Raw genomic sequence first — 24,646 nt, forward strand, 5'->3', positions numbered from 1 at the left:
CCAATACGAAAGTCTCTTCGCTGATGATGGTCGGCACATGGATTCGATCCACTTCGTGCGAGGAAGGTTCATGATTGGCGCTGTTGCGAGGACGCCGCCGCGCAATCGCAACGGCCTCGTCACACGCATGCGCGGCGCGATCCGCGTCTTTCCAAAGTCGGCCCCTCCTTTATACGCAGGACTGCGCAGCATCGAGCCGCCCCGCGGCCTGTTTCTCTGGCTATCGGAATCTGACCTTCATTGAGCAGGCGCGTGATGGCGCCGACGCTGTGACTTTTTGCGGTGTAAAGCTGGCGGATGAATGAGGGTCGGCGCTGGAGCGCATGCAGAGCCCGAGTTGCTCGACACGCATAGCGTCGACACGACTTTCCTTCTCGCTCGGACCTTTTTAACAACGGGTAGTCTACACTAGGCTGAAAATGTCGTATAAGAACAGACAAGAGTCCGAGATGGGTAAGATCGGATAGAGCAGTGAAGGCCAAAGTCGTCTGCAGGCTTGCCACCGATTTATCGGCAGCACTCAATGGCGCGTCCCTGGAAATCTACGCGCCTTCCTTGCGGAGCCTTCCAGAAGGCTCCTTGCTTGTAATGGCAACCTTGCCCGTGATCGACTGGAACGACTGCCTTTTGCGAAACTTGCAGACCTTGCACGACAAACCATCCGTTCACGTTTATGCGGCAATGGTCATGATCGACCCCTTCGCCTGCTGGGAGGATTTTTCCGAGTTATTGAAAGGCGCAGGAATAGCCGGAGTCGTAAATTTCCCACCTGCATCCATCATTGAGCGACCTACGACTGGCATGCCGGTAAATCCTGGGCTGGAGATCGAACTTCGGCGCATGGAATGGTTCGCAAGCCTGAAATTCAAGACGTTGTTTACTGCGGCCAGGGAATCTGAAGTCATGGCAGCAGAGAGGCGACTTGGTTCGCATCTGGATGGTATCGTGTATTTGCGGGAAGAGGATCTCGCGATGAGGATTCGGGACGAGATGGACTTGGTCAGCTGTGTAGAACAGGAATCGATCCCGAAGTTCTCGCTGTTGGGTGCGACGGCTTCGAAGGAACTTGTGCGCAAAAAGTGAGAGTAGGCTACTCCAGGATCCGTAGTTTCTTGATCTTGTTTCTTTCTCGAAAGCCCCAGAGAACGAGCAGTCTTTCCGCGATGCAGCCTGTTTCTTTTCAGGCCTTCGATGATCCATTCGCGCTCGGAGAATGCCGATGTGGGCTTGGGGTATACTCCAGCGCTCAACAACGGCTTGAGTACCTCCGCGACTATATGAGCATCTTTCAGGGCGACAAGTTGGTTGACGATCTGGCGCAATTCTCTCAAGTTTCCGGGCCAATGATAGCTCGCTAGCGCCAAGAACGCAGATTTTTCTATTGCAAGCGTTGACGCGTTCGAATCTCCCTTGGCCTCGACAGTGAAATGCTGAATGAGCTGTGGAAGGTCTTCGAGGCGGTTGGCCAAAGCGGGCAACTCTATGTCGAGCCCAACAAAGAAGGCAAGCAGGCGCAGGCATAGAACACTTTCCAAGCCGGCTCCACGAGCCACTGTTGCAGTCGCCACTATCCGGGCGTTTGACTTTACAAGGGTTACGCCATTGAACGGAGTGAAACTGCCGGTTTCGAGGTAATCGGCAAGACGCTCCTGTCCGTCTCGCGACAGCTGATCGATATGTGTCAGCAAGACTGCGGTATCACTCGCCGTTTCAAGAACCGACAATTGACGTTTCCTGTTCTCGCTGCGCTCGGCTCCGAACAGCGCGCCGACCGTATCGATTGCCGGTCCCGGGCGACAATGGAACAAGGCTGGCTTCATCTGCTTCCGATCGCTGAAGGCGTGAACGAGGTGGGCTATTCGTCGCTTCCCTGACCCCGCCTCGCCCCAAACCAGCACAGGATTGGGACTGCTCGCCAAACGCCTTGCGGTTTCGAGCACGCGCTTCATGATTGAGGACTGCGCGATGACACCGTGCCTGACCCCGCTCAATTGGAGTTGGCGCTCGAGGAGGTCGACTTTCTCACGAAGCAAGTGAATAGTCTTGAAGCCCGACGTGACTTCAAGGACCGACATTTCCAGTGGGACGCGATCGAGCGAGGAGCCGCCGATGAATCCCTGGACGCCTGTTTCGCGGCAAATATCCAGCAATTCATCCGGCTTCTTAATAGGTCCGCCGCCAAGCAGGCAGATCGCATTCTTGTCAATCGATTGAACCACACGCGCAACAGCGCTCGTGCGAGCAGCGAGTTCCGTCAAGCTGATCGTTGGGTCCGCCGCACTTTCAGCGCCCCAGTTGAGATTGAAGTTGATGCAGATGGCCTCGGCTCCCGCTTCAAGCATCCGTCAGACTGGGTGCGGGCATAGGCGATGGTCATAAGGCCGAGGCTTGCCGCCTTCACTAGGAGTTTGATTTCCCGCTCGTAGCCGAGCCCGCACTTTTCAAGAAGCGACCTTCGATAGTCATCGATGTGGATGACTGACGGGAAATTTGTGACACCTGAAAAGCCCCATCTGGTGATGCGCTCGAGAAAGCCGTCAATATCGAGTTGCGGATCAAACGTGCAGGCGCCAAAAATCACAGGCAATTTTGTGCTGGGCAGGATTTCGGTCGTGGCGAAACTGGCCACGAATTCGTTGGTGTTGCGGATTGGAAGAATTGAGGCCGGTGACGAGCCCCCCATCGCACGAAACCGGCCAGCGTTAAGTGCAAGCAGAAAATCTGCCCCCGCTCGTTCGGCGGCTCTCGCAGTCATCCCCGATCCGATTCCCGCCCCAAGCACAAAGGAGCGGGAGTTCCGGAAGAACTTTCTGATCCCGCCGTCCTTTATCTGGTCCGCCCGCGTGTGCATACCGGCCCGCCTCCTGCACGGCAGGTTCGAAAACTAGCTCCAATTTGCGGGCGGGTGAAGCCGTCTTAGCGCCCTTCCGTTCGACATGAAGAGGTGACAGTCCGCAGGCGACGCCGCAAGACGAACCTTGCCGGCCCCCTTGGGTGAAAGATTTTGCCAGTGCACTCCTGGTCCATGTTTAGCGGCTGATAGTCGACGAAGGTCTTGCTGCACTCATCGATCAGCGAGCGGACTTCTCCGGTGGCTGCTACCACTTCTAGACCTGTGTTCACGAATTGACCTTCCGCCGAGCTTGGTCTTATACCGAACCAGTGACAACTCGGAGCTCATGCAGGTCGAAAGCGCCGACATTTCGGAGCTCGTCAGAATGGAAGAGGAGTGCGCTCACCGCATTCTGACCACCGGCGGACGCACCAAAAATGCCGAGGTTTGAAATATCGTACCATGGATAGTTTGCGCTTGCGGCCTTGTGCCACAGGATTCGATCGGGAAGGCCACCGTCCTTCAGATTTTTCCAGGCGACGTCGTGGAACGCTCGGGAGCGATTGTTCGTCCCCATGCCATCGGTCTGTACAACGACGAATCCAAGTTGCGCGAGCGGCTCGGCCGAGGCTGAGAATGGACTTCGGAACGAAAGAACCGTGAGGGCCAGCATATATTCTCTCTACGACCGGATATCGCTTGGTCTGATCGAAATTAATGGGAAGGTGAATGACGCCCCAAATATCAGTCTCGCCATCTCTCCCCTTCGCATGAAAGCTCAGCGGCGGCGTCCAGCCAGCAGCCACGAGCTCCGAAGTGTCGGGGTTTGAGGGCCTGGATTGGCGGTTGGTCCGCCCGGAGGAAGCGCGGCGTCCACAGATCGCTGGATAAGTGCGGTGCAGAAGCGCCCTTGCCACGACAGAGTCCTTGCCAGCATTACCGTAAATGTAGGTGACGCTGCCGTGCAGGCGATGATGATGAGAGCGGCGATCTACACAATGTTTAGTGAAGGAAAAGCAGGCCGGTAAGTCGCTTAAGAGGTGAGGGAGGCCGCGCGTGTCCATGGTGCCAAGGGCTGGGCAACCTTCCTGCACATAGAGTTTCCGCTGATTGCGCCATATATTCTAATCGCCGCTGTGTTTCGGCTGATCGAGTCCCTCAATCAGTTCGACATCATTTTCTTGTTCATTTTGGGCTTCCGCTTTGCCCCCGTCCTCTTGGTCGTCATCCCGCTCTTCAGCGTCTTTCAGACGATTGGATTGTATGACACCTACATTGGGATGATCTGGGTCTACCAGGTTGCCACATTGCCGATGATGGTTTGGATGAGCCGCTCTTATATCGAAGACATTCCGAAAGACATCGAGGAGGCCGCGGCCATGGATGGCGCCAAACCAATTCGGGTCGTGTTGCACATCGTGCTACCGCTTCTGAAGCCCGGACTGATCGGCGCCCCGTTGCTGATCTTCCTGCTCGCCTGGCACAACTTCGCCCTCGGTCTGATCCTCTCCTCGACCAAGACACCCGTGACGGTCGCTCTTCTCAAGCTGCTGAATCCCGGTGTGCAGTTGTCAGTCGTCGACTGATCCACGATGCGGCCGCGTCTGCAAATTCCGGATCGTTGATGTGACAATCCAGCTCGCGGACGATGATCGAGGGCGGTAGATTTTGCCTGACAGCGTCGAACCAGGCTCTATCGGCATCAGGATTTCGAAAGATGCCGCCGTCCCGGTCATAGTCAGACACCCCCTTGGCCGGCCACAAAACGAGGGCGGGCGCCTTTGCTTGCGAAAGGCGCTCTGCTGTGGCCTGCCTATGCGCTCGTTCTCCGAGACGGTCGTGCGCATGAGCGTCGTGAAGGGGGTATGCGAATAGAATTCGCGCCCCTTGAATTCGGCAGGCACGCGCGAGAGGCGGCTTCTAGAATTTTGGAAGCGACGTGCGCTCGGATGTCGGTCTGTGCCGCGACAGATCCTTGCACACTTCATCCAGAATTCGACGGAGACAGGCGGCGGTTTCGGGGTTGAGCATAGAAGGCCGCAATGGAGCGGTGCAATGACTGCACTGCACGGCGAATTTCACGACATAAATATTAGCAATTGCCAATGTGAACGGCGATGGGAATGGCGCTCAAACTTCTTCACTTAGGTTGCATGATCATCATTCCAGCACAATCGGCCGATATTCTGGACGTCGCGCGATGGGTCACGATTTCAGATCGCATTCTTCCTTCTTTCCAGGACTTGTCCGGACGCAAGATGGGCACACGGCCGAAGAGCGTTCAACGATATCGCCTAGAACGCGCCGCGGACGTTCGGCGACAGCGATCTCGCCCACTGCACTAAGCGGTTCGTCGGACTGATCAGCTGTTCGAGATCGAGCACGAGACCTATGGGCATAACGCTGAGGAGCGGCTGCAGCTTCGGCGGAGAAAGCGCGGCGCTGTTGACCGATCCAGAGGCTTGGCCGCCGGGACAGACCTGCCCGGCTCTCGCCTTCATCGCGTTCCAATGATCGCGCACAGTTATTCCGATCTGATGCCGCGCAGCGTTCTGATCTGATCACGCGCCCGATCGTAAAGGTAATTGGCACTATCGTCTAAGCTGTGGTCAAGCCGCTGCCGAAGGGATCAGATTTGATGTTTGGTCGTGATCGCTCGACGGAGCGAAGCTGGCCGGACGCGCACCCTCACTAGTGCCGTAGCGGCCGGTCAGCTTCGTGGGATGCAGCTGTCGGTCTTTATCGGTCGATCACATAATTAAGGCCGAAGACGAACGGGCAGGAGACGCATAGAGTCACCGTTCAGTTCGAGCCTAAGAAGCAGGCGATCAAGCACGGCATCAAGTCAAGTTGGGTGATCTATGAGCTCACGCCATTCGGCATCTGCAAGCAGGCTGGTGACGAGTGTTGGCTACGGCCGTAGCGATCTTCGAGGATTTCGAGCAGATAACCATTGACGTCGACGGCGTGGAAGGTCCGTCCAAGATTAGGAGGCGACCGCGGCGATGCTCTTCATCTGCGAGGCGAGTCCTCGTTCCAAAGCAACTCTAATCGTATCGAGTCGCTTGTACGATGCGCAAAAAAGGACCACTCCGAAGGAGTGGCCCAAGTTTGCGAGGAACGTCCCCTCGAGGACCTCTGGTGATCAAGCCGCAGCCTGTTCGATTGGTGAGAATGGCAGGCCGAGGCTCTCGGCGACAGCTCTATGGGTTAGCCGCCCCCGAAAGACATTGAGACCTGCGCGCAGATGGGGATCTTCGAGTACGGCCGCAAATCCCTTGTTGGCGAGAGCCAAGCCAAATGGCAGCGTAGCGTTATTGAGTGCTTGGCTTGAGGTTAGCGGGACAGCTCCGGGCATATTGGCGACGCAGTAATGAATGACGCCGTCTACCTCGTAAGTTGGATCAGCGTGCGTCGTTGGACGCGATGTCTCGAAGCATCCCCCTGATCAATCGCTATATCCACCATTACAGAGCCCTTGCGCATCATGCGTAACATGCCGCGGCTGACCAGTTTCGGCGCGCTGGCGCCGGGAACGAGCACCGCGCCAATCACAACATCTGCCGCAAACACCTCCTCCTCAACCGCCTCTGCCGTCGAGAACCTGGTACGAACGCGCCCCACGAATAGTTCATCCAACTCGCGAAGCCGGGGTATCGAACGATCGAAGATCGTGACCTCGGCGCCCAAACCCGCTGCCATTCGCGCCGCATGCGTACCAACGACGCCGCCTCCGATCACCACGATACGCGCCGGCTGAACACCCGGCACGCCGCCTATCAACAGCCCCCGTCCGCCCGCATACCGCTTTAGGGCGGCTCCGGCCGCTTCAATCGCAAGCCTTCCCGCGACCTCGCTCATCGGCGCAAGCAGCGGGAGCCCCCCATGCGCATCAGTGACGGTTTCGTAGGCGATTGCGATGCACCCAGACTTGATGAGGCCTTTGGCCTGTTCCGGGTCTGGCGCAAGATGCAAATAAGTGAAGAGGATCTGGTTCTCTCGCAACTGAGTCCATTCGGAAGGCTGGGGCTCCTTGACCTTCACGATCATATCGCTCGATGCAAACACCTCGCGAGCCGAGTCCAGAATCGTTGCGCCGGCATTCCGGTAATTGTCGTCTGTCGCGCCAATGCCAGCGCCAGCATTGGTCTCAACCGCTACGCTGTGCCCGGCGGCCACATACTCACGGACGGCTCCAGGCGTAAGTCCTACCCGGTATTCGTGCGTTTTGATTTCCTTGGGAACACCGACTCGCATTTGCCTCTCCTTGCTTGGACAAGGTTTTACAATTCGAACGGCGGCGCAAACTGGCGAACCAAGGCAAACGGCGCACAAATTGAGCAAATTCTGACACTCCAGCGCATTATTCCAACAGAATGCGCGACGAGGTCAATCTTCGCCAGCCCAGCCTGGCCTCGCCATTTTTCTGCCCCGCTCAAGACTGCGTGCGCGGATCTTGATCTTGTCGATTCAAGTTCGCTTCGGCATCGCAATTGAGCCGAACAGGCGGTTTGGCCTGATCGTCCAACGCGCGCAGCCTGACGCATCAAAACGGCACGAATATCGAACGAAAGGCAGTGAGGACCGTTCAACTGGAACGATGGCGTTCAGATACCTGCATGACGAGCATCTGATTGTTGCGTTCACGACATCAAACGTCTTGCGAACGAATGGCATGTGGCTTGCTTCACTGAGGCCGGAATGGTCGCTTTCCGCGCGCAGCTAGGTTGTGAGGACAATATGCTTGGAATTGGAAGCAAATTACCATCATTTGAAATCACCGGCGTGAAGCCCGGTTTTCACGCGCAAGAGGAGAAGGGGCAGAGCGCGTTCGAGACGCTGACTGAGAAGAGCTTCCCTGGGAAATGGAAAGTCATCTTCTTCTATCCTAAGGATTTCACCTTCGTTTGTCCGACTGAGATCTCCGAGTTCGCTCGTCTCTCCGAGGATTTCGCCGATCGTGATGCAGTCGTACTCGGTGGCTCGACCGACAACGAGTTCTGTAAACTGGCCTGGCGGCGCGAGCACAAGGACCTGCACCATCTACCTATTTGGCAGTTCGCCGATACCAAAGGGGCACTGATCGATGGCCTTGGAGTGCGCACGCCCGAAGGCGTCGCCTATCGCTACACTTTCATTGTGGACCCCGACAACATCATCCAGCACGTCTATGCAACCAATCTCAATGTCGGCCGCAGCCCGAAGGACACGCTGCGCGTTTTGGATGCCCTGCAGACCCACGAGCTCTGCCCCTGCAACCGCGAGATTGGCGGCGAAACGCTGAAGGTTGCATGAGGCATCATGTCACTTGAACAGTTGAAAGAGCGGACTCCGGCCACGGACATCAACCTTAACTTGGCGTCGGATGGTATTGGATGAAATTCTGTCGCCGCAGAGCAAATATGGACTGTTGCAGGCGACCGCAATCGCGACCCGAAATCCGGTGTGACCGCTGCGATGGAATCGGCTGCGGCCGTTGTGATGACGCCGACGGCAGCCGCGACCGGGAAACCGACGGCTTGCGTGATGGTAATGACAACGTTGATTACCGGTTCGTTCATCTCGCCTCCAATCCGGAATACAAGCCGAGGTCCGCGCGGCTGCGCATGAACGTGATCGGCAACCCCGGCGTGGAAAGGGCCGATTTCGAGCTTGGTCACTGGCGGTCTCCACCATCAGCCGCTGCGGGGCTTGCATGGATGCCCATGAGAGACGGTGCAGGAAACCGGCGTCGGCTCGGCTGAGATCCAGGGCGCCGTGCGTTTTGCCGCGACCGTGCAGTCAGTTCTGTTGCGCCGTGAAGGCGATGCCAAGCCGGCGAAGTGATCCACGCCTCCCGTGCGCTGGCTGCTCCTGGCCGGGAGAGGTCCCGGCGGGGCAACACCAATAAAACGACGGGGCAGGATGCGCCCCGCGAGGATCCCAAACACCTGTCTGAGCCCAACGAAAGCATCGGCCAGCGACGCATCCCACACGACCGCGATTCAGAACTCGAATGAGCGAGCGATATGACGGTTCCTTGGCTCCGCATCGCTCCTGCTCGCGTATATTTCAACAGCCTGACCTGCAATAATCCTTGAATCGGCGGATCTGCACTTAGGACTTTGGATGCCGATCCGAGACGAATTTGAAATAGATTTACAAAAGACGACATGACTTGACTTCGCATCATACGGTCAATCGCAACGAAATCTCAGTGCTCGCGAAGATCCCGTGTGGCGTCGACATCTCCATATCGACAACGCGCATCGATGCACGTTGGTTTTCATAAACGTATCGCACGTGCCAAATCGGCCCTATGTCTGGCGTGAAGATGAAATCGCCCAACTCAAGGGCTGCCGCGATCATTCGGACAGCTTCGCTATTGCTTATTCGCAATGAAAATGTCGCATCGATGAGTGCCGCCAAGCTCATGCCCTGTGTGAGTAACGCACGTGCAATGTTGTCGCCATGAACTCGTCGCAAAGTTGAGACGATTACCGCCACCGCATATGGATCTTTGAACTGCACTCTGCGCTAGCCTTGTTGAGCCGAATGCTGAGGCCTAAATGCCCTGTAAAATTTGCCGTGATGTTCGTGGAGTTTAAGCACGAACGTGTCACTAAAAGCACTCCGTCGCGAGTGTGCAGGCATCCGGCTCGGCGTTTCCAATTGAGATCGAGGAGAGCGTACCTGATAAGACCTGCCGGCTAGGGCTCGAATTTGCTTTCGCGAGCTGCCGTTTCGGGGCACGAGGGCACGGCTCCCAACGTGGCCCCACTGGGCATTTGTAGCCAGTCACCCGCGGCTCGCATGGCTGCTTCGAAGGTTGGTGCTCGTCTTTATCTTTGGCGCAAACCAGCAAGACCTCAAGTTCTCCATCACTTCGGTGTACCAAGCCTTCATGAGACGCCCTCTGGTGCCAGATAGGTGAATCTGATTCTCTCTCAGCTAAGATGACCACCCGAAGCCTCGAATTCCTGAGCCCTTTCAATCCTCCTGCTCGATGCAAACACCTCAGAAGCAGTCCGGATCGTTTTGCACCAGTCATCGGTAGCGCCAACGTCCGCGCCGGCATTGGTCTCGACCGAAGGGGCCTTGCCCGAGAAGCATCTCGCCGACGGTTGCTGGCGCAAGGCCAGGCGGCACCATGCATCTTCATGGTGCGAACGATCGAGCCTCATTGCAATCTCTTTACCATCCTACTAATCGGAAGCGCGGTGCAAACCCACCAATGGCGCCGAGGTTAGCGATTTGGCCGCCATAGGGCGCAAACGAGATCGACTATCCCGAGCCGAGCTCAGCACTAATGCCCGGATGGGCCAACTATCAAATGAGGTGGGACAACCAGTACAGTTCGTCTGTGCGCCGACGCGAAAGGATGAACTATGCATGGCCAGTAATACCCAAGCCGATCTGGAAGCGTTCCAATCCTAAGTCTTACCATTTCATTCTCCATATGTTCGAGCGCGAGATCGCGGCCGGATCGTTGCGCCAGGCTGGCAATCGCTGTCATCCTTAGCTCCAATGCCGGAGCCAGCATTGGCCTCAACCATTACGCGGTGGCTCGGCGACGAGATATTCGCCAGCGGCTCCAAGCGCAGCCTTTCTTGGGAACAACGGCCTTCATTTGCATGAGCGAGCTTTCTATCGGAAGAGCGGTGCAAACCTGTGACGCAGACGCGAGACTTGCGCAGCAATTCCGCGATATGTCCGGCTATAGCGCAGGATTCCAAACCGCTTTCGGTGAGGCAACGTCGAGATAAGATGTCCAAGCCAAGCGCGGACGAGCCAACTTGCTATTTAATCGAATGACACAGCATTGCGAATGCGCGCCAGCCGCCGAAAAGGAGGAACGGAGATATATTAAGCTGTTCGGCCTCAACCCAACGTGCTCTCACGCTCACCTCGGGGGATTTCCTTCGACTAAGCAGTCCGGTGCCGGTTATCCTGTGAGCTCGTGAATCCTGATCATCGGATACGATCATGCACCGTATCTTTCAACAATTCATGGATCTTCTGTTGAGCGCTGAACATGCGGATGCCTTTGCAGAGGCGATGGCGATCACCGCGACCGCGCTTGATCTGACTTGCTTTGCATATCTTGCGATGCCGCAGCGGACTGGCAAAGAGCCGTTCATAATATCAACGTATCCGAACAACTGGGTCGCCCATTACGTCCGCAGTCACTACGAACGTCTGGATCCGATTGTGACGCAGGCGTTGGAGAGCACTGAACCCTTCCGATGGGGCTTGGACTTATCCGCGAGATCGATTTCCCTTGCGCAACAGAGATTTTTCGGCGAAGCCGCTGAATTCGGGATCCGCCTCGGCTTTACCGTCCCAATTCACGATGAAGACGGCTCAGTTGCTGCTCTGACCTTTGCCGCTGACCAAAGACGCCCGCAATTTGAAAAGTGCATTGATCTGCATGCGCGTGTCCTTCAGCTGATGGCGAGGTGCTTCCATTCGCATCTGCGCCGCAAGCTTTCGCATGTGACGATCGACGGCATCCTCCTATCTCCTCGGGAGCTCGAATGCTTGAAATGGGCCTCGCAGGGCAAAACCGCTTGGGAAATAGGACAGATTCTCGGCATATCGCGCAATACCGCGGCTTATTATTTAAATAGTGCGAGAGACAAGCTGGGGGTTCGGACAGTCGTTCAGGCGGCAGTGCGATTGGCCGCTGCCAAAGCAGATGGGCAAGATTAAGACTCCGATCCCGCATAGTTGTAGGGGATGATGTTCGCATGCCCCTCCTTCAGAATCTCACCTCCTGTGGGAGGGACCATGATTCAACTTATTACGGAGTCATCGTACAGCGCGTTTTCCTACACGTTAGCGTCGATGTATAAGTTGCGCTATCGCGTTTTTAAGCAGCGGTTGGAGTGGAGCGTTCAAGCCTGCGGCGATATGGAAATCGATTATTTCGACGCTCTGCATCCGGCCTACCTAGTCCGTACGTCGCTTGAGGGACATGTGGAAGGCTCGGTTCGGCTTTTGCCGACCATGGGCCCTACGATGGTGCGCGATAGGTTTCCCATGGTTCTTGGGGGGCTTCCTGCTCCAGCAGATCCGCTGGTCTGGGAGAGCAGCCGGTTCGCAATTGATGCTTCTCCCAATGCTCCGAAGGGCGAGCATGGACTCGCCAAAGCGACTTACGAGCTTTTCGCAGGTATGATCGAATCGGACTGTCCAGACGACTGAGCCACATCGTCACGGTTACCGATGTTCGGATGGAGAGAATACTGAAACGCGCGGGCTGGCCACTCTGCCGTATCGCCGCTCCCTGCAACATCGGAAACACTCTCGCTGTGGCAGGACACTTGGAAATCTCGACGGAAGCTCTTCAGAAGGTACGTGCTGCTGGTGGTCTCGAGGGACTAATTCTCTGGACACCAGTCTTGCTGAACGCTGCCTGATTACCCCCACCTCCCCGGCCGGATTGAGTTCGCCGAGTCATCTTTACATCTCTCACGTCCAACTTGATCGAGAGCGGATTCATCGTGGCTGCGCGTGTCAGATTTGCGCTCCCAGAAATATCTGAACTGCGCGTGGCATCCAGGAAAGACGAAACAATCCGGGTCCATATGATCGGCAGCAAGCCACAATCGCAAACAAGACGATGTTCACCCGCCTGGCGCACACGCTCGCCAAGACAACAGGATGAATCAAGCGCTAGTAAAGCCTTTCGTTCTCCTGGCCACATCTCGCCGGCCGGTGATTCCTCTTCATTTTCTCAGGAACGCCATTTGGTCGGCGTTTGAATTCCACGGTGCTACAATGGTGCGACACAGAAGCTTCGTCGATCTGAGTGCCGGAATTCGACGTCTCAATTTGGACCTCGGTCAACTTCAGCTAGCAATTGCCGCCGCGGAATATGGGAGCTTTCGCCGAGCTGCCGATACTTTTTGCATCACGCAATCAACGCTTAGTCGCTCAATTCATCTACTGGAACATTCAATCGGAATAGTCATCTTCGAGCGATCGCGTGCTGGCGTTACGGCCACAGCAGCAGGACTTGAGTTTCTGCGAACAGCGCGCTCAATTCTTGAACAGATGGATACGCTCGTCGCGAGAGCAAAACCTACTGACCGTGGGGAACGCGGCCGGTTTGTTATCGGATTCGGCACATCTCTTACCGCTGGTCATCTACGTGCGACGCTGGTCGAATACTGTTCGCGATGTCCGCAGGTAGAGCTTGGAATTGTCGAACGGTCTAGAGCCCGATTAGCAACCGCGCTCCGCAATGGCATGATTGACCTCTATGTTGCAGCAGGAGATTCATTCAATATCAGCAGCAGAAGCACTCCCCTCTGGAGCGAGCGGGTCTTTGCTGCTCTTCCTCACGATCATCCCCTGGCTCCGCAGGATGGCATCTCATGGGTCGATTTGAGTAACCAAATCGTTTTGATGAGCCAATACGATTCGGGGCGCGATCTCGAAGCATTGCTAAATGCAAACCTTCTCACCTCAACGGAGGGCCTGCGGATCGAGCATCGTGATGTCAGCCGCGGAGAAATCCAGAATCTCGTTAGTATGGGCCTCGGCATTACGCTCGTGCTGGAATCCGACACGGGTACCAATTCCTCTGGCTTGGTATATCGGGAATTGCGCAACAGCATGGGACCAAGCCGCGTCGGCTTTTCCGCGGTTTGGCGCGGTGACAACGAAAATCCAGCTCTGGCCAAGTTCCTCAAATTGCTCGCCGAACGCTACCCTACGTCATCTTTGGCGTGACGCCGCTTTCGCGCTCTGGCAAAGGCCCGGTCTGTCGCCATGAAGCGCGCCACCATTGGCGCTATCAGTTTATTCGGGTCGCTGATTTTCTGGCCAGTTTCACGGGAGAGGATTTCCGCGTACGAAATCAGATCGCGATGCACAGCAGCAGGCAGGTCGATGGCGATCCGAACGGGCTTGTCGTCTGGCAGTGTTCCAATTCTCAACTTCGTCATTTCATCCTCTGTATGGTTCGAGCACGAGGTCGCGGTTGACTATGACCCTCACCGGAAATCCCGGCCGGATGGTCAGTGTCGGCTGAATGTTCAGGTTACGCCGAACCACCTGTTGTCCGGCCTGATTAAGGGAATCTCCTGCACCGCGTCGCAACGCCTGAATGATGTCACTGTTGGAGCTATTGGCATCTACCCCGGAGTTGACCTCAGTCCCCACGGCGAGCAACGTCGATAAGGCCGCGGCTCCCAATAGCTCCTTCCAGTGGTTGTCGACCTGATCTTCGAGACCGGCGTAACCACCTACATCTGCGCCAGGTTGGCGTTCGAGCACGATGGAACGTCCATTGGGCATGATCAGACGCGTCCAGACGAGGAGCACACGCGACTGTCCGAACGCGACCTGGCTATCATAGATCCCGATGAGTCGGGCGCCTTGGGGGATCAGCCGAGCTCTGCCGGTCGGGGTGTCGTAGACGGTTTCGGTCACTTGAGCCGTGATCTGGCCGGGTAGATCAGACCTGATCCCCGTAATGAGAGCAGCCGGAATGACAGTTCCTGCCTGGACCACGAAGGGCGATACGGGCTTGACCAGACGATCGGAACTTGTTGTACGCCGATCTACGACCGCGTTGACGAACGCAAGCTTGCGATCCTGCCCATTCTGAGCAAAGGCTTCATCGGAAGACGTCGTCGAGTTGCTAGAGGTCTCACCGGAGGGGGGTGTTGCCGCCAATGGACGAACGTTGGTCGAGGCGAACACCTTGCTGGTCCGCGCTGCCTCAGTTTCCTGATTCACGCGCTGCTGTTCAGCGTCGGCTACGAGCGAGCCGGATTGCGTTTGGGCTTGGGCTGCAAGGATCGGCCGCCCCAAATCGCCGGGCAACGGTGCTCCGAGCCGTGGCACGTCATGGGGTATTCCAGCGTAATCCTTCGGCAGCGTCGAAAGTTGATCCGCAATGGTGTGGTGATCGGTCGAATAGAGCTCCTCAGTCGTCGGGTTACGCTTTTCAGGTCTTTGCAGCGCCCACAGCACGGCTACGGAGACAACGGCCAGAGCCAAACCGGCGCCAGCCAGCAGGGCCTTTCGGGAGAGGCGCATCACTCGCGGCCGTTCGGCTCGCAGGCGCAAGGACTGGGCAATGTCCGTGGGTGCATCTGCTCGGGCCGGCTCGCGACTTTCGGAATCTCCGCTGGAATTACTCACAGCGACCTCCCGTCGTTTCTTACGATACGGACTTTCTGCTGGCCTTCACCGCCGAGCCGCAATTCTGCGGCCGCAAACAGTCGATCGACGATGACGACATTGCCGTAGACGCGGTAGTTCACGATCTCGGCGTTGCCGTCCGGTCCAATGACAAACAACGGCGGCATCTCACCCTGAGTGATGCCTGCTGAGAATTCGATGTAGACCTTGCGTCCGTCGTCATAGGCCTTGGCCGGGCGCCAGGGCGGGCTGTTTCCTGAAATCGTATAACGATAGCGGCGCTCCGCCGGATTCGGAATGTACGGCGTGGCAGCAACCAATTGACTAGGAGCGGTCCGAGGTTTGGGATAAAACCAGGCAACCGAAGGCATGTAGGGCTTTTCTCGGGACCGGAGTTCAATCAGATAGGTGCGGCGGTCGGTGTTGACGACGAGATTGGTCGTAATCGCAGGGCGCGTTGGCTTGACCAGAATGTGGACGCGGCGGGCATCACTGCTGCCGCTCTCGGTATCGCCCACCACCCACCGCACGGTGTCGCCGGCGGCAATGGGACCTGAGCCGATCAGCTGCTCCCCCGGCTCGAGCGCGATATCGGTGATCTGTCCTGGTGCGGCGTAGATCTGGTAAAGCGCGCCGGGGCTATAAGGAAACACCTGCACCGCATTGAAATAGCCCGCCTTACGAGGTTCGATCCGCGCAGCGTCATTGGCCGTCTCGATCCGCTCGACCGGCTCCTTGGCTTCGGCCTTCTTGCCGCCGCGCGCCGGCGTCCAGGCAGGCGGCACGTGAAGTGGTTTTGGACGCTCATCGGCCAATGCCGGCAGATCGGGAGATGGCGGGATCTCCTCATCATAGCTGATCTGCGGCGGCTTGAAGGTGGAGCAGCCACCAAGCATACAAACACTGATCAGGAGTGCGGACACCGCGCTTCGTCGGATTTTCTGGAGGCTCGGCACGATAACTTGAAGCGTCACGATCCGAACTCCTTTGACCAGTTGATCGCGTTGACGTAAATGCCGAGCGGGTTCTTGCGCAGCCGCTCGATATCGCGGGGCGGTTCAATGACGATCGTGAGGATGGCGCTCCACCGCTCGGTCGCCGCTAACTGTCCGTTCTCGTAATGCCGCTCGGTCCACGTTAAGCGAAAGCTATCCACGGAGGCCCGAATGACGCTCGAGACCTCGACGGCGACTTGCGTTTTTCCGACCTTGGCGAAGGGATCGTTGTTGCGGGCATAGTCATTCAGAGCGCCAGCACCACGGTCGGTGGTGAAGTCATACGCGCGCAGCCAATCCTGGCGCAGCACGATGGCGTCCAATGGAAGGCCACGCACATGCTCGATAAAGCGCGCGAGGTGGAAGGCGATCTGCGCATCGCTCGCCTCGTAGCGGGCATTTGCTGGAGCTATGGTTCTTGCCTCGCCCAGATGATCAACTTCGACGACCCAGGGGGTCACCGTTCCCTGCGCCGATTGCCAGACGAGGGCACTCGCAAATCCCGCGCACAAGAACAGACATCCAAACGCCATCAAGCGCCAATTCCTGGCCTGCACGCGCGCTGAGCCAATACGATTGTCCCACACCTGGGCTGCCCTCTGGTAGGGCGTGACGGGTTCGGGCGTGCGGCCATAGTGAACAGCCGATCGTTTGAACATGCAGTGATCTCCCTAAAACGAACGTGCCGCCTTGTCGCCGGCCCGGAAAGGATAAAAGAGGCCTTCGCCGGCATCGTTATTCCTGCTCCTTGAGATCGACCGATGCGCCACCGCTTGCGTGATCGCCGGCACGAAGGGCATTTGTCGCGGCTGTCGCGCCATGGTGGATCGCTTGTGCGCGCGTTGCACGGCGTGCCCAGGCAGGGACATCCTGAGACGTCGCAGCTGGTGCATCTGACGTACTCACATCACGAGCCGGGGCGCCTCCGCCAAGACGAGCCGCGAGCGAGCGCAAAGGACTTGCCGCGGCAGAGGCTCCTGCTTCGGCGACACCGGCGAGGCTGCCTGCGCGGAATGCGCTAGAGGTTGCGCTCGCGATTGCCGAGCTGGCCCTTGCCGCAGTTCCGATTGCGCCGCTGGCTAGTCCCACTCCACCTGCGGCAAGACCGGCTCCAGCAGCAACCAATCCTCCTGCCGCAAGACCCGTGCCGGCGGCTGCGCCCGCACCAAGCTGCGGTCCGCCGGAAACGATGCCGTTGGCGATACCGGGTCCGAAGATTCCGAGGCCCAGCAGCGACAATGCGGCGAGGACCAGCGCCATCGCGTCCTCAACCGTTGGCTGGTTACCTCCAAAGCCGGCGGTGAACTGTGCAAACAGGGTCGATCCGATGCCCAAGATGACTGCGAGCACGAGGACCTTGACTCCGGAAGAGATCACGTTGCCGAGCACCCGCTCAGCGGCAAAGGCCGTTTTTCCAAACAGCCCAAATGGGATCAGCACAAAGCCGGCGAGTGTTGTCAGCTTGAACTCGATCAGGGTGACGAACAGCTGGATCGCCAGGATGAAGAAGGCGAGCAGCACCACGATCCAGGCGAACAGCAGGACCGTGATTTGAACGAAGTTTTCGAAGAAGCTGACATAGCCCATCAGCCCCGAGATCGATTTAAGAATCGGCCGCCCGGCGTCCAGACCGACCTGAGCGATCTTTCCTGGCCTTAAAAAGTCCGCCGAGGAAAGGCCGGTGCCGGATGCTTTCAGTCCGAGGCTAGCGAAGCTCTCGAACATGATCCGGGCCAGGCTATTCCAATTGCCGATGAGGTACGCGAAGACACCGACAAACATGGTTTTTTTGACAAGTCGGGCGATGATCTCCTCATCAGCGCCCCAGGACCAGAACAGGCCGGCGAGCGTAATGTCGATCGCAGCTAACGTGCTCGCGACGTATCCGACTTCGCCTCCAACCAGCCCGAATCCGGAGTCGATGTAACGGGTAAAGGTCTCCAGGAATTGGTCGATGACACCGGTGCCGCCCATCGGTCACTCCTCATTGTTGCGAATGGAGGGATATCCGGACGGCAAACGGCTCTCATCCTTGCCGCGCACAGGCGATGATGCGTCTGGATTAGTTTCGCTAATGCGAGCCCTTGAGGATCCGGCGCCAGATCCGAAGAACTCACGACGCTTCGCGTCCCAGAGCTTTCGGCACGCGAGCAGAGCATCTTTCTGCTCGTATTGGACCGTGCGGCATCGTTCGAGCTTTGAGGCGATCGCCTCAGAGGACCCTTGCGCGACCGACGCTTCGGACGGAGCCTGATCTTGATCGCCGCGCAGCTGGATCGTGCAAGCCACAACAACCAGGACAGCAAGCATCGCCGCCAATACGATCGGAATTCGTTCAAGTCTGTTCGTTGACATTAGTGGAACATCTGCACTGTTGTGGATTGGTAGCCTTGTCCTTGGGCCAGGAAGCGCCTGAGCTGCTCCCTGCCCTGATCCTGGGCGGCCGCTCGCCCTGCCTGCTCCAAGGTCTGAGAACGCCCCTGCGCGGCAATTGCCGCAGTGAGATCCGCGAGCTGCTGATTTTGAAGCGCAAGCAGCTGATTGCCGGCTTGGCTCGCCTGCAGCGCACCACTGGCGCTCTGGCTTGCACTGACGAGGGTGGACATCTGGGCACGATTGGTGTCGAGATTACCGACGACTGTTGCCTGCATGCGCATTGCGTCCTGTAGGCCGGCAACAGCGTTCTGCCAGCGTGTTTGCGCATTTGCGATCAGCACCTGGGCCGGCTGGTTCGAAGAAGCCGGTGCGTAGGTGGATGAGAACGCGCGGTCGATCTGCTGCACATCGTAAGCGATGCGCTGCGCCTGGCCGAGCAACTGCTGGGTACGCTGGATCGACTGCTCAAGCTGCTGCAATGAAGAATACGGCAGGCTCGCCAGATTTTTAGCCTGGTTGATCAACATGAGCGCCTGGTTTTGCAGCGATGTGATCTGGTTATTGATCTGCTGCAATTCACGGGCAGCAGTCAGCATATTTTGCGCGTAGTTGTTGGGATCGAACACGATCCACTGTGCGGTGGCCACTCCTGGCGCTTGGAGAAAGCCAGCAGCAATCAAGCCCGCCGCTAAGAGCTGAGTTAGACGTCGCATCAGAGGCTCCCTGCCCTTGCAAGTTGCGGAATAAGGTCGCAGGCCCAGGCGAGTTCGCGCGCCTTGAGCCAACCTGTCACGAAATTCTCCCGGCCGTGCTCGGCTAGGACTTGATCAATCAAGGCCTGGTCCGCCTTCGCAGAGGTAGCTGTAAAAGCGAGCGCGACCTCGCCGAGGCCAAGCTCGAATAGGCGATTGCCCCGACGGGACTGACAGTAGTAGTCACGCTTCGGTGTTGCGCGAGCGAGAATCTCGATCTGCCGGTCGTTGAGGCCAAAGCGGCGATAAATTGCCGTGATTTGCGGCTCAACCGCGCGGTCGTTAGGCAGGAGGATTCGGGTCGGACAGCTTTCGATGATGGCCGGCGCAATAGGCGAGCCGTCAATGTCCGCAAGCGATTGGGTCGCAAAGATAACCGAGGCGTTCTTCTTGCGAAGCGTCTTCAGCCATTCGCGGAGTTGACCGGCAAAATGGCCGTCATCGAGGGCGAGCCAACCCTCATCAATGACGAGAAGGGTCGGTCGGCCGTCAAAGCGGTCCTCAATCCGATGGAACAGATAGGAAAGGACGGCGGGGGCGGCAGCGGTCCCGATCAGCCCATCGGTCTCAAACACCTGGACGGAGGCTCCGCCGAGCTGCTCGCTTTCCGCATCCAGCAGACGATCGTATGGACCGCCCAGACAATAGGGCTGCAGCGCCCGCTTCACCATATTGGACTGAAGAAGCACTGATAAACCCGTGAGGGTGCGCTCAAGAGCGGGCGCCGAAGCGAGGGACGTGAGGGCGGACCAAATGTGCTCTCTGACCTCGGGCGTGACCTCGACCCGCTCGCGCGACAGAATCGACGCAATCCAGTCGGCCGCCCAACCACGTTCGGAGACTTCGTCGATCTTTGCGAGCGGCTGCAGCGCCGCAAATTCGGACGATTTTCCGGCGCCGGCGCCACCAAGATCATGCCAGTCGCCGCCCATTGCGATGGCCGCAGTGCGGATCGAGGCGCCAAAGTCGAAGGCATAGATCTGTGCCCCGGGGTAGCGGCGGAACTGCAATGCCATGAGCGCCAGGAGAACGGATTTGCCGGCCCCGGTCGGCCCTATAATAAGAGTGTGCCCGACATCGCCAACATGCAGGGAGAACCGGAATGGCGTTGATCCCTCCGTCTTGCCAAAGAACAGAGGCGGCGCCTTGAAGTGATGGTCCCTCACCTCCCCTGCCCATACGGCCGATAGCGGGACCATATGAGCCAGATTAAGGGTCGAAATCGGCGGCTGGCGGACGTTGGCATAGACGTGTCCAGGCAAGCTGCCGAGCCAGGATTCGATTGCATTGACCGTTTCCATCATGCAGGTGAAATCGCGGCCCTGGATCACCTTTTCGACCTGACGCAGCTTTTCGTCGGCGGTGCGCGGATTGGTGTCCCAGATGGTGACGGTCGCGGTGACAAAGGCTTCACCGCTCTGATCCGAGCCCAATTCCTGAAGGGCCGCATCGGCATCGATGGCCTTATTGTTCGCATCGGTGTCAAGCAGAGCTGACGCCTCGTTGGTCATCACCTCTTTCAGGATCGCCCCGATCGACTTGCGCTTGGCAAACCACTGACGCCGGATTTTTGTGAGGAGCCTTGTTGCGTCGGCCTTGTCGAGCATGATGGCCCGGGTCGACCAGCGATATGAGAATGCCAAGCGATTCAGATCGTCCAGAATCCCAGGCGTCGTAGCGCTTGGAAATCCGACCACCGTCAGAATGCGGATGTGGGCTTGACCGAGCATCGGCTCGAGCCCGCCGGTTAGCGGTTGATCGGCGAGCAAGGCATCGAGATACATGGGAATCTCGGGCACTCGGACCCGATGTCGTTTGGTCGAGATGGTGGAATGCAGGTAGGTTAGGGTGGCCTCGTCATCGAGCCAGCCGCATTCCGGCATAAACCCTTCAACGAGCTGGAGAACGCGGTTGGTGCGATCGAGAAAGCCGCTCAGGATTTCCCGCGAATCTTCGCCAACCGTCCCTTGGCCGCCCTCATACAGCAGCTGTTCTGCGACCGCGGCGGTCTCAGCTTGCGGCAGATAGAGGAAGGTCAGATAGTAGCTCGACTCGTAGTGAGCGCCCTCCTCTTCAAATTGGGCCTTTCGCTCGGCATCGACCAGGGCGGAAGCGACGTCTGGAAAAGTGGTCGGGGGATAGGCGCCTGCGGCATGGCGCTGCGCCTCCACAAACACCGCCCAGCCGGATCCGAGACGCCGCAGCGCATTGTTCAACCTCCCTGCAACCGCGACTAGTTCGGCCGGCACTGCACTATCGAGATCTGGTCCGCGGAATCTCGCCGTCCGCTGAAACGAGCCATCCTTATTAAGGACCACCCCCTCATCGACGAGCGCCGCCCAGGGCAGAAAATCGGCAAGACGCGTGTTTGAGTGCTGGTATTCAGCGAGATTCATCATGGGACAATTCACGTGTTGAGGTGACCGGGAATGCGGACGTGGCGACGCACGACTTCGACGAACTCTGGATCGCGCTTGGCGGCCCAGACGGCGGCCATATGGCCGATGAACCAGAGCAGCAGACCTGCGATCCAGAGTTGGCAAGCCCAACCCAAGTGCGGCCGCCAAAGTGCCGTTGAGGATAGCAACTGAACGCGGCGCACCGCCCATCAGGATCGGTTCAGTTAAGGCGCGATGGACCGGTGCGAGAAAACCTGGGACCTCATCCATCAGATCACCACCCCGCCGCCAAAGGAGAAGAACGAGAGAAAGAAGCTAGAGGCGGCAAAGGCGATCGATAGACCGAACACGATCTGCACCAACCGCCGAAATCCGCCCGAGGTATCTCCAAATGCCAGCGACAGCCCGGTCACGATGATGATAATGACGGCAAGGATCTTGGCGACAGGCCCCTCAACCGATTGCAGGATTTGGTTGAGTGGCTGCTCCCAGGGCATGTTCGAGCCAGCGGCCCAGGCGGGAAGCGCGCTCGTGAGCGCGAGGGTTAATGCCGCGATGGCGATGAGAGGCTTGTTGCGAGGCGATCTAAGGCTCATGGTTGATCTCCTATTGGTAAAAGGCTGTAGTCTCCGGACGGTCCGAGCCCTGAAACGCGAGCAAGCTCGCCGAGGCGGCGCTCGGCGCCGCGGCCAACAAGAACGGCGATCACATTGATCGTTTCGGCAATAAGCGCCCGCGGGACAGTGACCACAGCTTCCTGGATGAGCTGCTCAAGCCGGCGCAGTGCCCCGAGCGCAGTCCCGGCATGTATGGTTCCGATCCCGCCGGGATGGCCTGTCCCCCAGGCCTTCAGGAGGTCGAGAGCTTCGGCTCCGCGTACCTCGCCGATCGGAATACGATCGGGCCGCAGGCGCAGCGAGGCGCGGACTAGATCTGATAGAGAGACGACGCCATCCCGGGTGCGCAACGCAACCAGATTTGGTGCTTTGCATTGAAGCTCTCTTGTATCTTCAATGAGAACCACGCGGTCTGCCGTCTTGGCGACCTCCGCAAGAAGCGCGTTTGTCAGGGTGGTTTTCCCGGTGGAGGTACCGCCTGCCACCAGGATGTTGCGGCGAGCGGCGACGGCGGTTCGAAGAGCGCCGGCCTGCTCCATGGTCATGGTCCCGGCGACGACATAGTCATTGAGAGAGAATACAGCCACGGCTGGCTTGCGGATCGCGAATGCGGGGGCGGCAACGACGGGCGGCAGCAGACCTTCAAATCGCTCCCCGGTCTCCGGTAGCTCGGCCGAGACACGTGGCGCACCCGCATGAACCTCGGCGCCGACGTGGTGAGCGACCAGCCGAATGATCCGTTCTCCGTCGGGAGCGGACAGGCCTTTGCCGGTCTCGGCCAGGCCACTCGACAGCCGATCGATCCACAGCCGACCGTCCGGGTTAAGCATCACTTCGACGATGGAGGGATCTTCCAGAAAGGACGTAATCGCGGGGCCAAGCGCAGTGCGCAGCATGCGTGCTCCGCGCGAGATCACCTCCGGCTGATAGGGTTGGATTATCATCGATGCCCCAAGTGCTGAGGCACCCCAAGTGGCCTCAGATGGGTATGATTAGAAAAGCAGGTCCTTCATTGGCGCAACGAGCGACGCGCGGTGGTCGTAGGTTGGCGTAGGAAAAGAAAGATCGAACCGGAAAGCAGGGGCGCGCTGTGTTGATGCTATGGCGGATTAGGCGAGGGAGCGGAATTATCCACGCGGGTCGCATCACCATTCCTCGTCTTCAGGCTCGAGTACGGCAGCTTCTGCTGACGTCACGGATATCTCAACGTGGTCTGTATTTGCTTCGGTATCGCGGAGGACGAACTTGGCAACTAGTCTCCCGAGGAGACGAAACCATGGGATCGTAAACCAGCCTAGTGCCAGCATTTGCACACCAACGGCGGATGCGAACGCGACCTGGTAGGCAATAATCGGATAGTGGCCGTCGTGAACGGCCCATTGGTCGAGGATGAGTCCGGTCCCGTATTGGACGATGAAACACCAGCCGAAGTGAAGCACATTCAAGCCGGCATTTGCTCTGCCGGTGAGCTCACTTGGGAAATATTCCGTTACGATCGCATAGCTGAGGACCGTCGCGGCACCGACAATCGATATGACAAGCCATGGCAGTAGCGATGGCAACGGCAGGCGCAGGATCAATGCAAGCTCGGCCCCTACAAACAACACTGTTACTGCAGCAAACAACACTTCCGACCCTATCCCACGTCGCCGCAGCCGATCGGCCAATGTACCAAGTAGCAACGCCCCGGCGCTAATTCCTATGGCCATGATGAAGAGCTGCGTGGTCGAAGATTTGCGATTGAGCCCTTCGACGTTCATCAGCCAAGGTGCTGCCCACAAGGCCTGCAATGACCATGCTGACCCAATACAGCTTGCCGACAGCGGTGCTATTCGCCAGAAGCGTCGATCTGTGTAGATCGCACTTAGTTTTAGGGCGGCCAGCTGGGTCACATGGGGTCGCGCGATATCAGGAACCGCCCAAAAGATCAGGAGAGCCGAAGCGAAGGTCGCAAGGGCCAAAAATCCAAACAGCCCACGCCAGCCCGTATATTCCAATAGCCACTCAGTTGGAGCGGTTGCAGTCACCGCACCCAGTGCACCGAGCATCATCATGTAGCCATTGACCAAGGTAACGCGTTCCCTTGGAAACCAGGTGACAATAGCTTTCAACCCAGCCATTGCTGCAGCCGAAACACCGACGCCAATCATCGCACGCGCAGCTAGAAGCTCCGTGAAGTCGCGAGCCGCTCCAAACAGAGCCGCCCCGCCTCCGGCAACCAGGAGGAGCGCGCTCTGGATCCGCCGCGGGCCAAATCGATCTAGCAGTGTTCCAATTGGAATCTGGGCGCCTGCGAACACCAGGAAGTAAACCGACGTCAGCAGGCCAAGATTGGCAGCATCGAGATCCAGGTCAGCTGAGAGTTGTCCCGAGATCAGCGTGTTGATGGTCCGGAACAGATAGGAGAGATAGTAGCCGGCGACGAAGGGTAGGAAAACACAGCCAATCAAGCGCCAAGTCGGAAGTCGGCGCTCACCGGGGGATGGGCAAGGATTGAGAGAGGATGGGCGTTTCTCCGCTTCTTGCGTGCGGATCC

At 58.0% G+C, this 24,646-nt stretch carries 18 protein-coding genes and 8 pseudogenes; 8 read left to right on the forward strand and 18 right to left on the reverse strand.

What is annotated here, in order from left to right:
* Nucleotides 1-671: 671 nt before the first annotated feature.
* The 3 genes and pseudogenes from ACSKB8_RS04085 to ACSKB8_RS04095 form a co-directional block, all read right to left on the reverse strand.
* The gene (locus ACSKB8_RS04085) at nt 672-2,075 is read right to left on the reverse strand and encodes a sigma 54-interacting transcriptional regulator (RefSeq protein ID WP_438110381.1); all 1,404 of its coding nucleotides are present in this window, start codon (nt 2,073-2,075) and stop codon (nt 672-674) included.
* Nucleotides 2,076-2,096: 21 nt separating this feature from the next.
* A pseudogene (locus tag ACSKB8_RS04090) lies at nt 2,097-2,851 on the reverse strand (phosphoenolpyruvate hydrolase family protein); the annotation flags it as partial.
* 334 nt (nt 2,852-3,185) lie between these two features.
* Nucleotides 3,186-3,654 (reverse strand): annotated as a pseudogene (locus tag ACSKB8_RS04095) (prolyl oligopeptidase family serine peptidase); the annotation flags it as partial.
* A gap of 219 nt (nt 3,655-3,873) precedes the next feature.
* Here ACSKB8_RS04095 and ACSKB8_RS04100 point away from each other — a divergent pair.
* Complete coding sequence (locus ACSKB8_RS04100; protein WP_438102688.1) at nt 3,874-4,419, forward strand: ABC transporter permease subunit; 546 nt, start codon at nt 3,874-3,876, stop codon at nt 4,417-4,419.
* Here the strand turns inward: ACSKB8_RS04100 and ACSKB8_RS04105 are convergent.
* A pseudogene (locus tag ACSKB8_RS04105) lies at nt 4,376-4,821 on the reverse strand (hypothetical protein). The gene ACSKB8_RS04100 and the pseudogene ACSKB8_RS04105 overlap by 44 nt on opposite strands.
* A gap of 271 nt (nt 4,822-5,092) precedes the next feature.
* On the opposite strand from ACSKB8_RS04105, the pseudogene ACSKB8_RS04110 reads away from it, so the two are divergent.
* A pseudogene (locus tag ACSKB8_RS04110) lies at nt 5,093-5,299 on the forward strand (IS66 family transposase); the annotation flags it as partial.
* Nucleotides 5,300-5,978: 679 nt separating this feature from the next.
* Here ACSKB8_RS04110 and ald read toward each other — a convergent pair.
* A pseudogene (gene ald / locus ACSKB8_RS04115) lies at nt 5,979-7,090 on the reverse strand (alanine dehydrogenase).
* 205 nt (nt 7,091-7,295) lie between these two features.
* Between ald and ACSKB8_RS04120 the strand changes: the two are divergent.
* The 3 genes and pseudogenes from ACSKB8_RS04120 (at nt 7,296) to ACSKB8_RS04130 (ending at nt 8,659) form a co-directional block, all read left to right on the forward strand.
* Nucleotides 7,296-7,559 carry a hypothetical protein gene (locus ACSKB8_RS04120; RefSeq protein WP_438102690.1) on the forward strand — a complete coding sequence of 88 codons (264 nt, stop codon included), beginning with the start codon at nt 7,296-7,298 and terminating at the stop codon, nt 7,557-7,559.
* Between the two features lie 14 nt (nt 7,560-7,573).
* On the forward strand, nt 7,574-8,128 hold the full coding sequence (locus ACSKB8_RS04125; RefSeq protein ID WP_438110383.1) for a peroxiredoxin: 555 nt from the start codon (nt 7,574-7,576) through the stop codon (nt 8,126-8,128).
* Nucleotides 8,129-8,134: 6 nt separating this feature from the next.
* Nucleotides 8,135-8,659, forward strand: a pseudogene (locus tag ACSKB8_RS04130) (carboxymuconolactone decarboxylase family protein).
* A gap of 342 nt (nt 8,660-9,001) precedes the next feature.
* On the opposite strand, the gene ACSKB8_RS04135 reads toward ACSKB8_RS04130, so the two are convergent.
* Entirely contained in the window at nt 9,002-9,343 is a 342-nt protein-coding gene (locus ACSKB8_RS04135; protein ID WP_438102692.1) for a hypothetical protein, read from the reverse strand.
* A 1,455-nt stretch (nt 9,344-10,798) separates the two neighbouring features.
* On the opposite strand from ACSKB8_RS04135, the gene ACSKB8_RS04140 reads away from it, so the two are divergent.
* The 3 genes and pseudogenes from ACSKB8_RS04140 (at nt 10,799) to ACSKB8_RS04150 (ending at nt 13,552) form a co-directional block, all read left to right on the forward strand.
* Entirely contained in the window at nt 10,799-11,524 is a 726-nt protein-coding gene (locus tag ACSKB8_RS04140) for a helix-turn-helix transcriptional regulator (RefSeq protein WP_438102693.1), read from the forward strand.
* Between the two features lie 78 nt (nt 11,525-11,602).
* Nucleotides 11,603-12,234 (forward strand): annotated as a pseudogene (locus tag ACSKB8_RS04145) (acyl-homoserine-lactone synthase).
* Between the two features lie 244 nt (nt 12,235-12,478).
* Nucleotides 12,479-13,552 carry a LysR family transcriptional regulator gene (locus ACSKB8_RS04150; RefSeq protein WP_438102695.1) on the forward strand — a complete coding sequence of 358 codons (1,074 nt, stop codon included), beginning with the start codon at nt 12,479-12,481 and terminating at the stop codon, nt 13,550-13,552.
* Here the strand turns inward: ACSKB8_RS04150 and ACSKB8_RS04155 are convergent.
* The 12 genes and pseudogenes from ACSKB8_RS04155 to ACSKB8_RS04210 all read right to left on the reverse strand — a co-directional run bounded on the left by ACSKB8_RS04155 (nt 13,528) and on the right by ACSKB8_RS04210 (nt 24,560).
* Nucleotides 13,528-13,767 (reverse strand): DUF2274 domain-containing protein, encoded by a 240-nt coding sequence (locus ACSKB8_RS04155; RefSeq protein ID WP_438102697.1) that lies wholly within the window; start codon nt 13,765-13,767, stop codon nt 13,528-13,530. The two genes, ACSKB8_RS04150 and ACSKB8_RS04155, sit on opposite strands and share 25 nt — an antisense overlap.
* Before the next feature lies 1 nt (nt 13,768).
* On the reverse strand, nt 13,769-14,908 hold the full coding sequence (locus ACSKB8_RS04160; protein ID WP_438110385.1) for a TrbI/VirB10 family protein: 1,140 nt from the start codon (nt 14,906-14,908) through the stop codon (nt 13,769-13,771).
* Between the two features lie 59 nt (nt 14,909-14,967).
* A complete protein-coding gene (trbG, locus tag ACSKB8_RS04165) occupies nt 14,968-15,867 on the reverse strand; it encodes a P-type conjugative transfer protein TrbG (RefSeq protein ID WP_438110386.1) in 900 nt (299 codons plus the stop codon).
* Between the two features lie 74 nt (nt 15,868-15,941).
* Nucleotides 15,942-16,625, reverse strand: a complete 684-nt coding sequence (gene trbF / locus ACSKB8_RS04170) for a conjugal transfer protein TrbF (protein ID WP_438102699.1) — start codon at nt 16,623-16,625, stop codon at nt 15,942-15,944.
* A gap of 76 nt (nt 16,626-16,701) precedes the next feature.
* Nucleotides 16,702-17,940 (reverse strand): P-type conjugative transfer protein TrbL, encoded by a 1,239-nt coding sequence (trbL, locus tag ACSKB8_RS04175; RefSeq protein ID WP_438102701.1) that lies wholly within the window; start codon nt 17,938-17,940, stop codon nt 16,702-16,704.
* Nucleotides 17,941-17,943: 3 nt separating this feature from the next.
* Nucleotides 17,944-18,321, reverse strand: coding sequence for a putative entry exclusion protein TrbK-alt (gene trbK-alt, locus ACSKB8_RS04180; RefSeq protein ID WP_438102703.1), 378 nt, complete (start codon nt 18,319-18,321; stop codon nt 17,944-17,946).
* Nucleotides 18,321-19,055, reverse strand: a complete 735-nt coding sequence (gene trbJ, locus ACSKB8_RS04185; RefSeq protein ID WP_438102705.1) for a P-type conjugative transfer protein TrbJ — start codon at nt 19,053-19,055, stop codon at nt 18,321-18,323. Before trbJ ends, trbK-alt begins: the two co-directional genes overlap by 1 nt.
* The gene (gene trbE, locus ACSKB8_RS04190) at nt 19,055-21,493 is read right to left on the reverse strand and encodes a conjugal transfer protein TrbE (RefSeq protein WP_438102707.1); all 2,439 of its coding nucleotides are present in this window, start codon (nt 21,491-21,493) and stop codon (nt 19,055-19,057) included. Before trbE ends, trbJ begins: the two co-directional genes overlap by 1 nt.
* Nucleotides 21,494-21,501: 8 nt before the next feature.
* A pseudogene (locus tag ACSKB8_RS04195) lies at nt 21,502-21,763 on the reverse strand (VirB3 family type IV secretion system protein).
* Nucleotides 21,763-22,089: a TrbC/VirB2 family protein gene (locus ACSKB8_RS04200; protein ID WP_438102708.1), complete on the reverse strand. Its 327-nt coding sequence runs from the start codon at nt 22,087-22,089 to the stop codon at nt 21,763-21,765. Before ACSKB8_RS04200 ends, ACSKB8_RS04195 begins: the two are co-directional and overlap by 1 nt.
* Complete coding sequence (gene trbB, locus ACSKB8_RS04205) at nt 22,086-23,006, reverse strand: P-type conjugative transfer ATPase TrbB (protein ID WP_438102710.1); 921 nt, start codon at nt 23,004-23,006, stop codon at nt 22,086-22,088. The genes ACSKB8_RS04200 and trbB overlap by 4 nt, the downstream gene beginning before the upstream one ends.
* Nucleotides 23,007-23,255: 249 nt before the next feature.
* Nucleotides 23,256-24,560, reverse strand: a complete 1,305-nt coding sequence (locus tag ACSKB8_RS04210) for an MFS transporter (RefSeq protein ID WP_438102711.1) — start codon at nt 24,558-24,560, stop codon at nt 23,256-23,258.
* Nucleotides 24,561-24,646 lie beyond the last annotated feature (86 nt).

Source organism: Bradyrhizobium sp. BR 1432, assembly GCF_051547705.1.
GTDB lineage: Bacteria > Pseudomonadota > Alphaproteobacteria > Rhizobiales > Xanthobacteraceae > Bradyrhizobium > Bradyrhizobium zhanjiangense.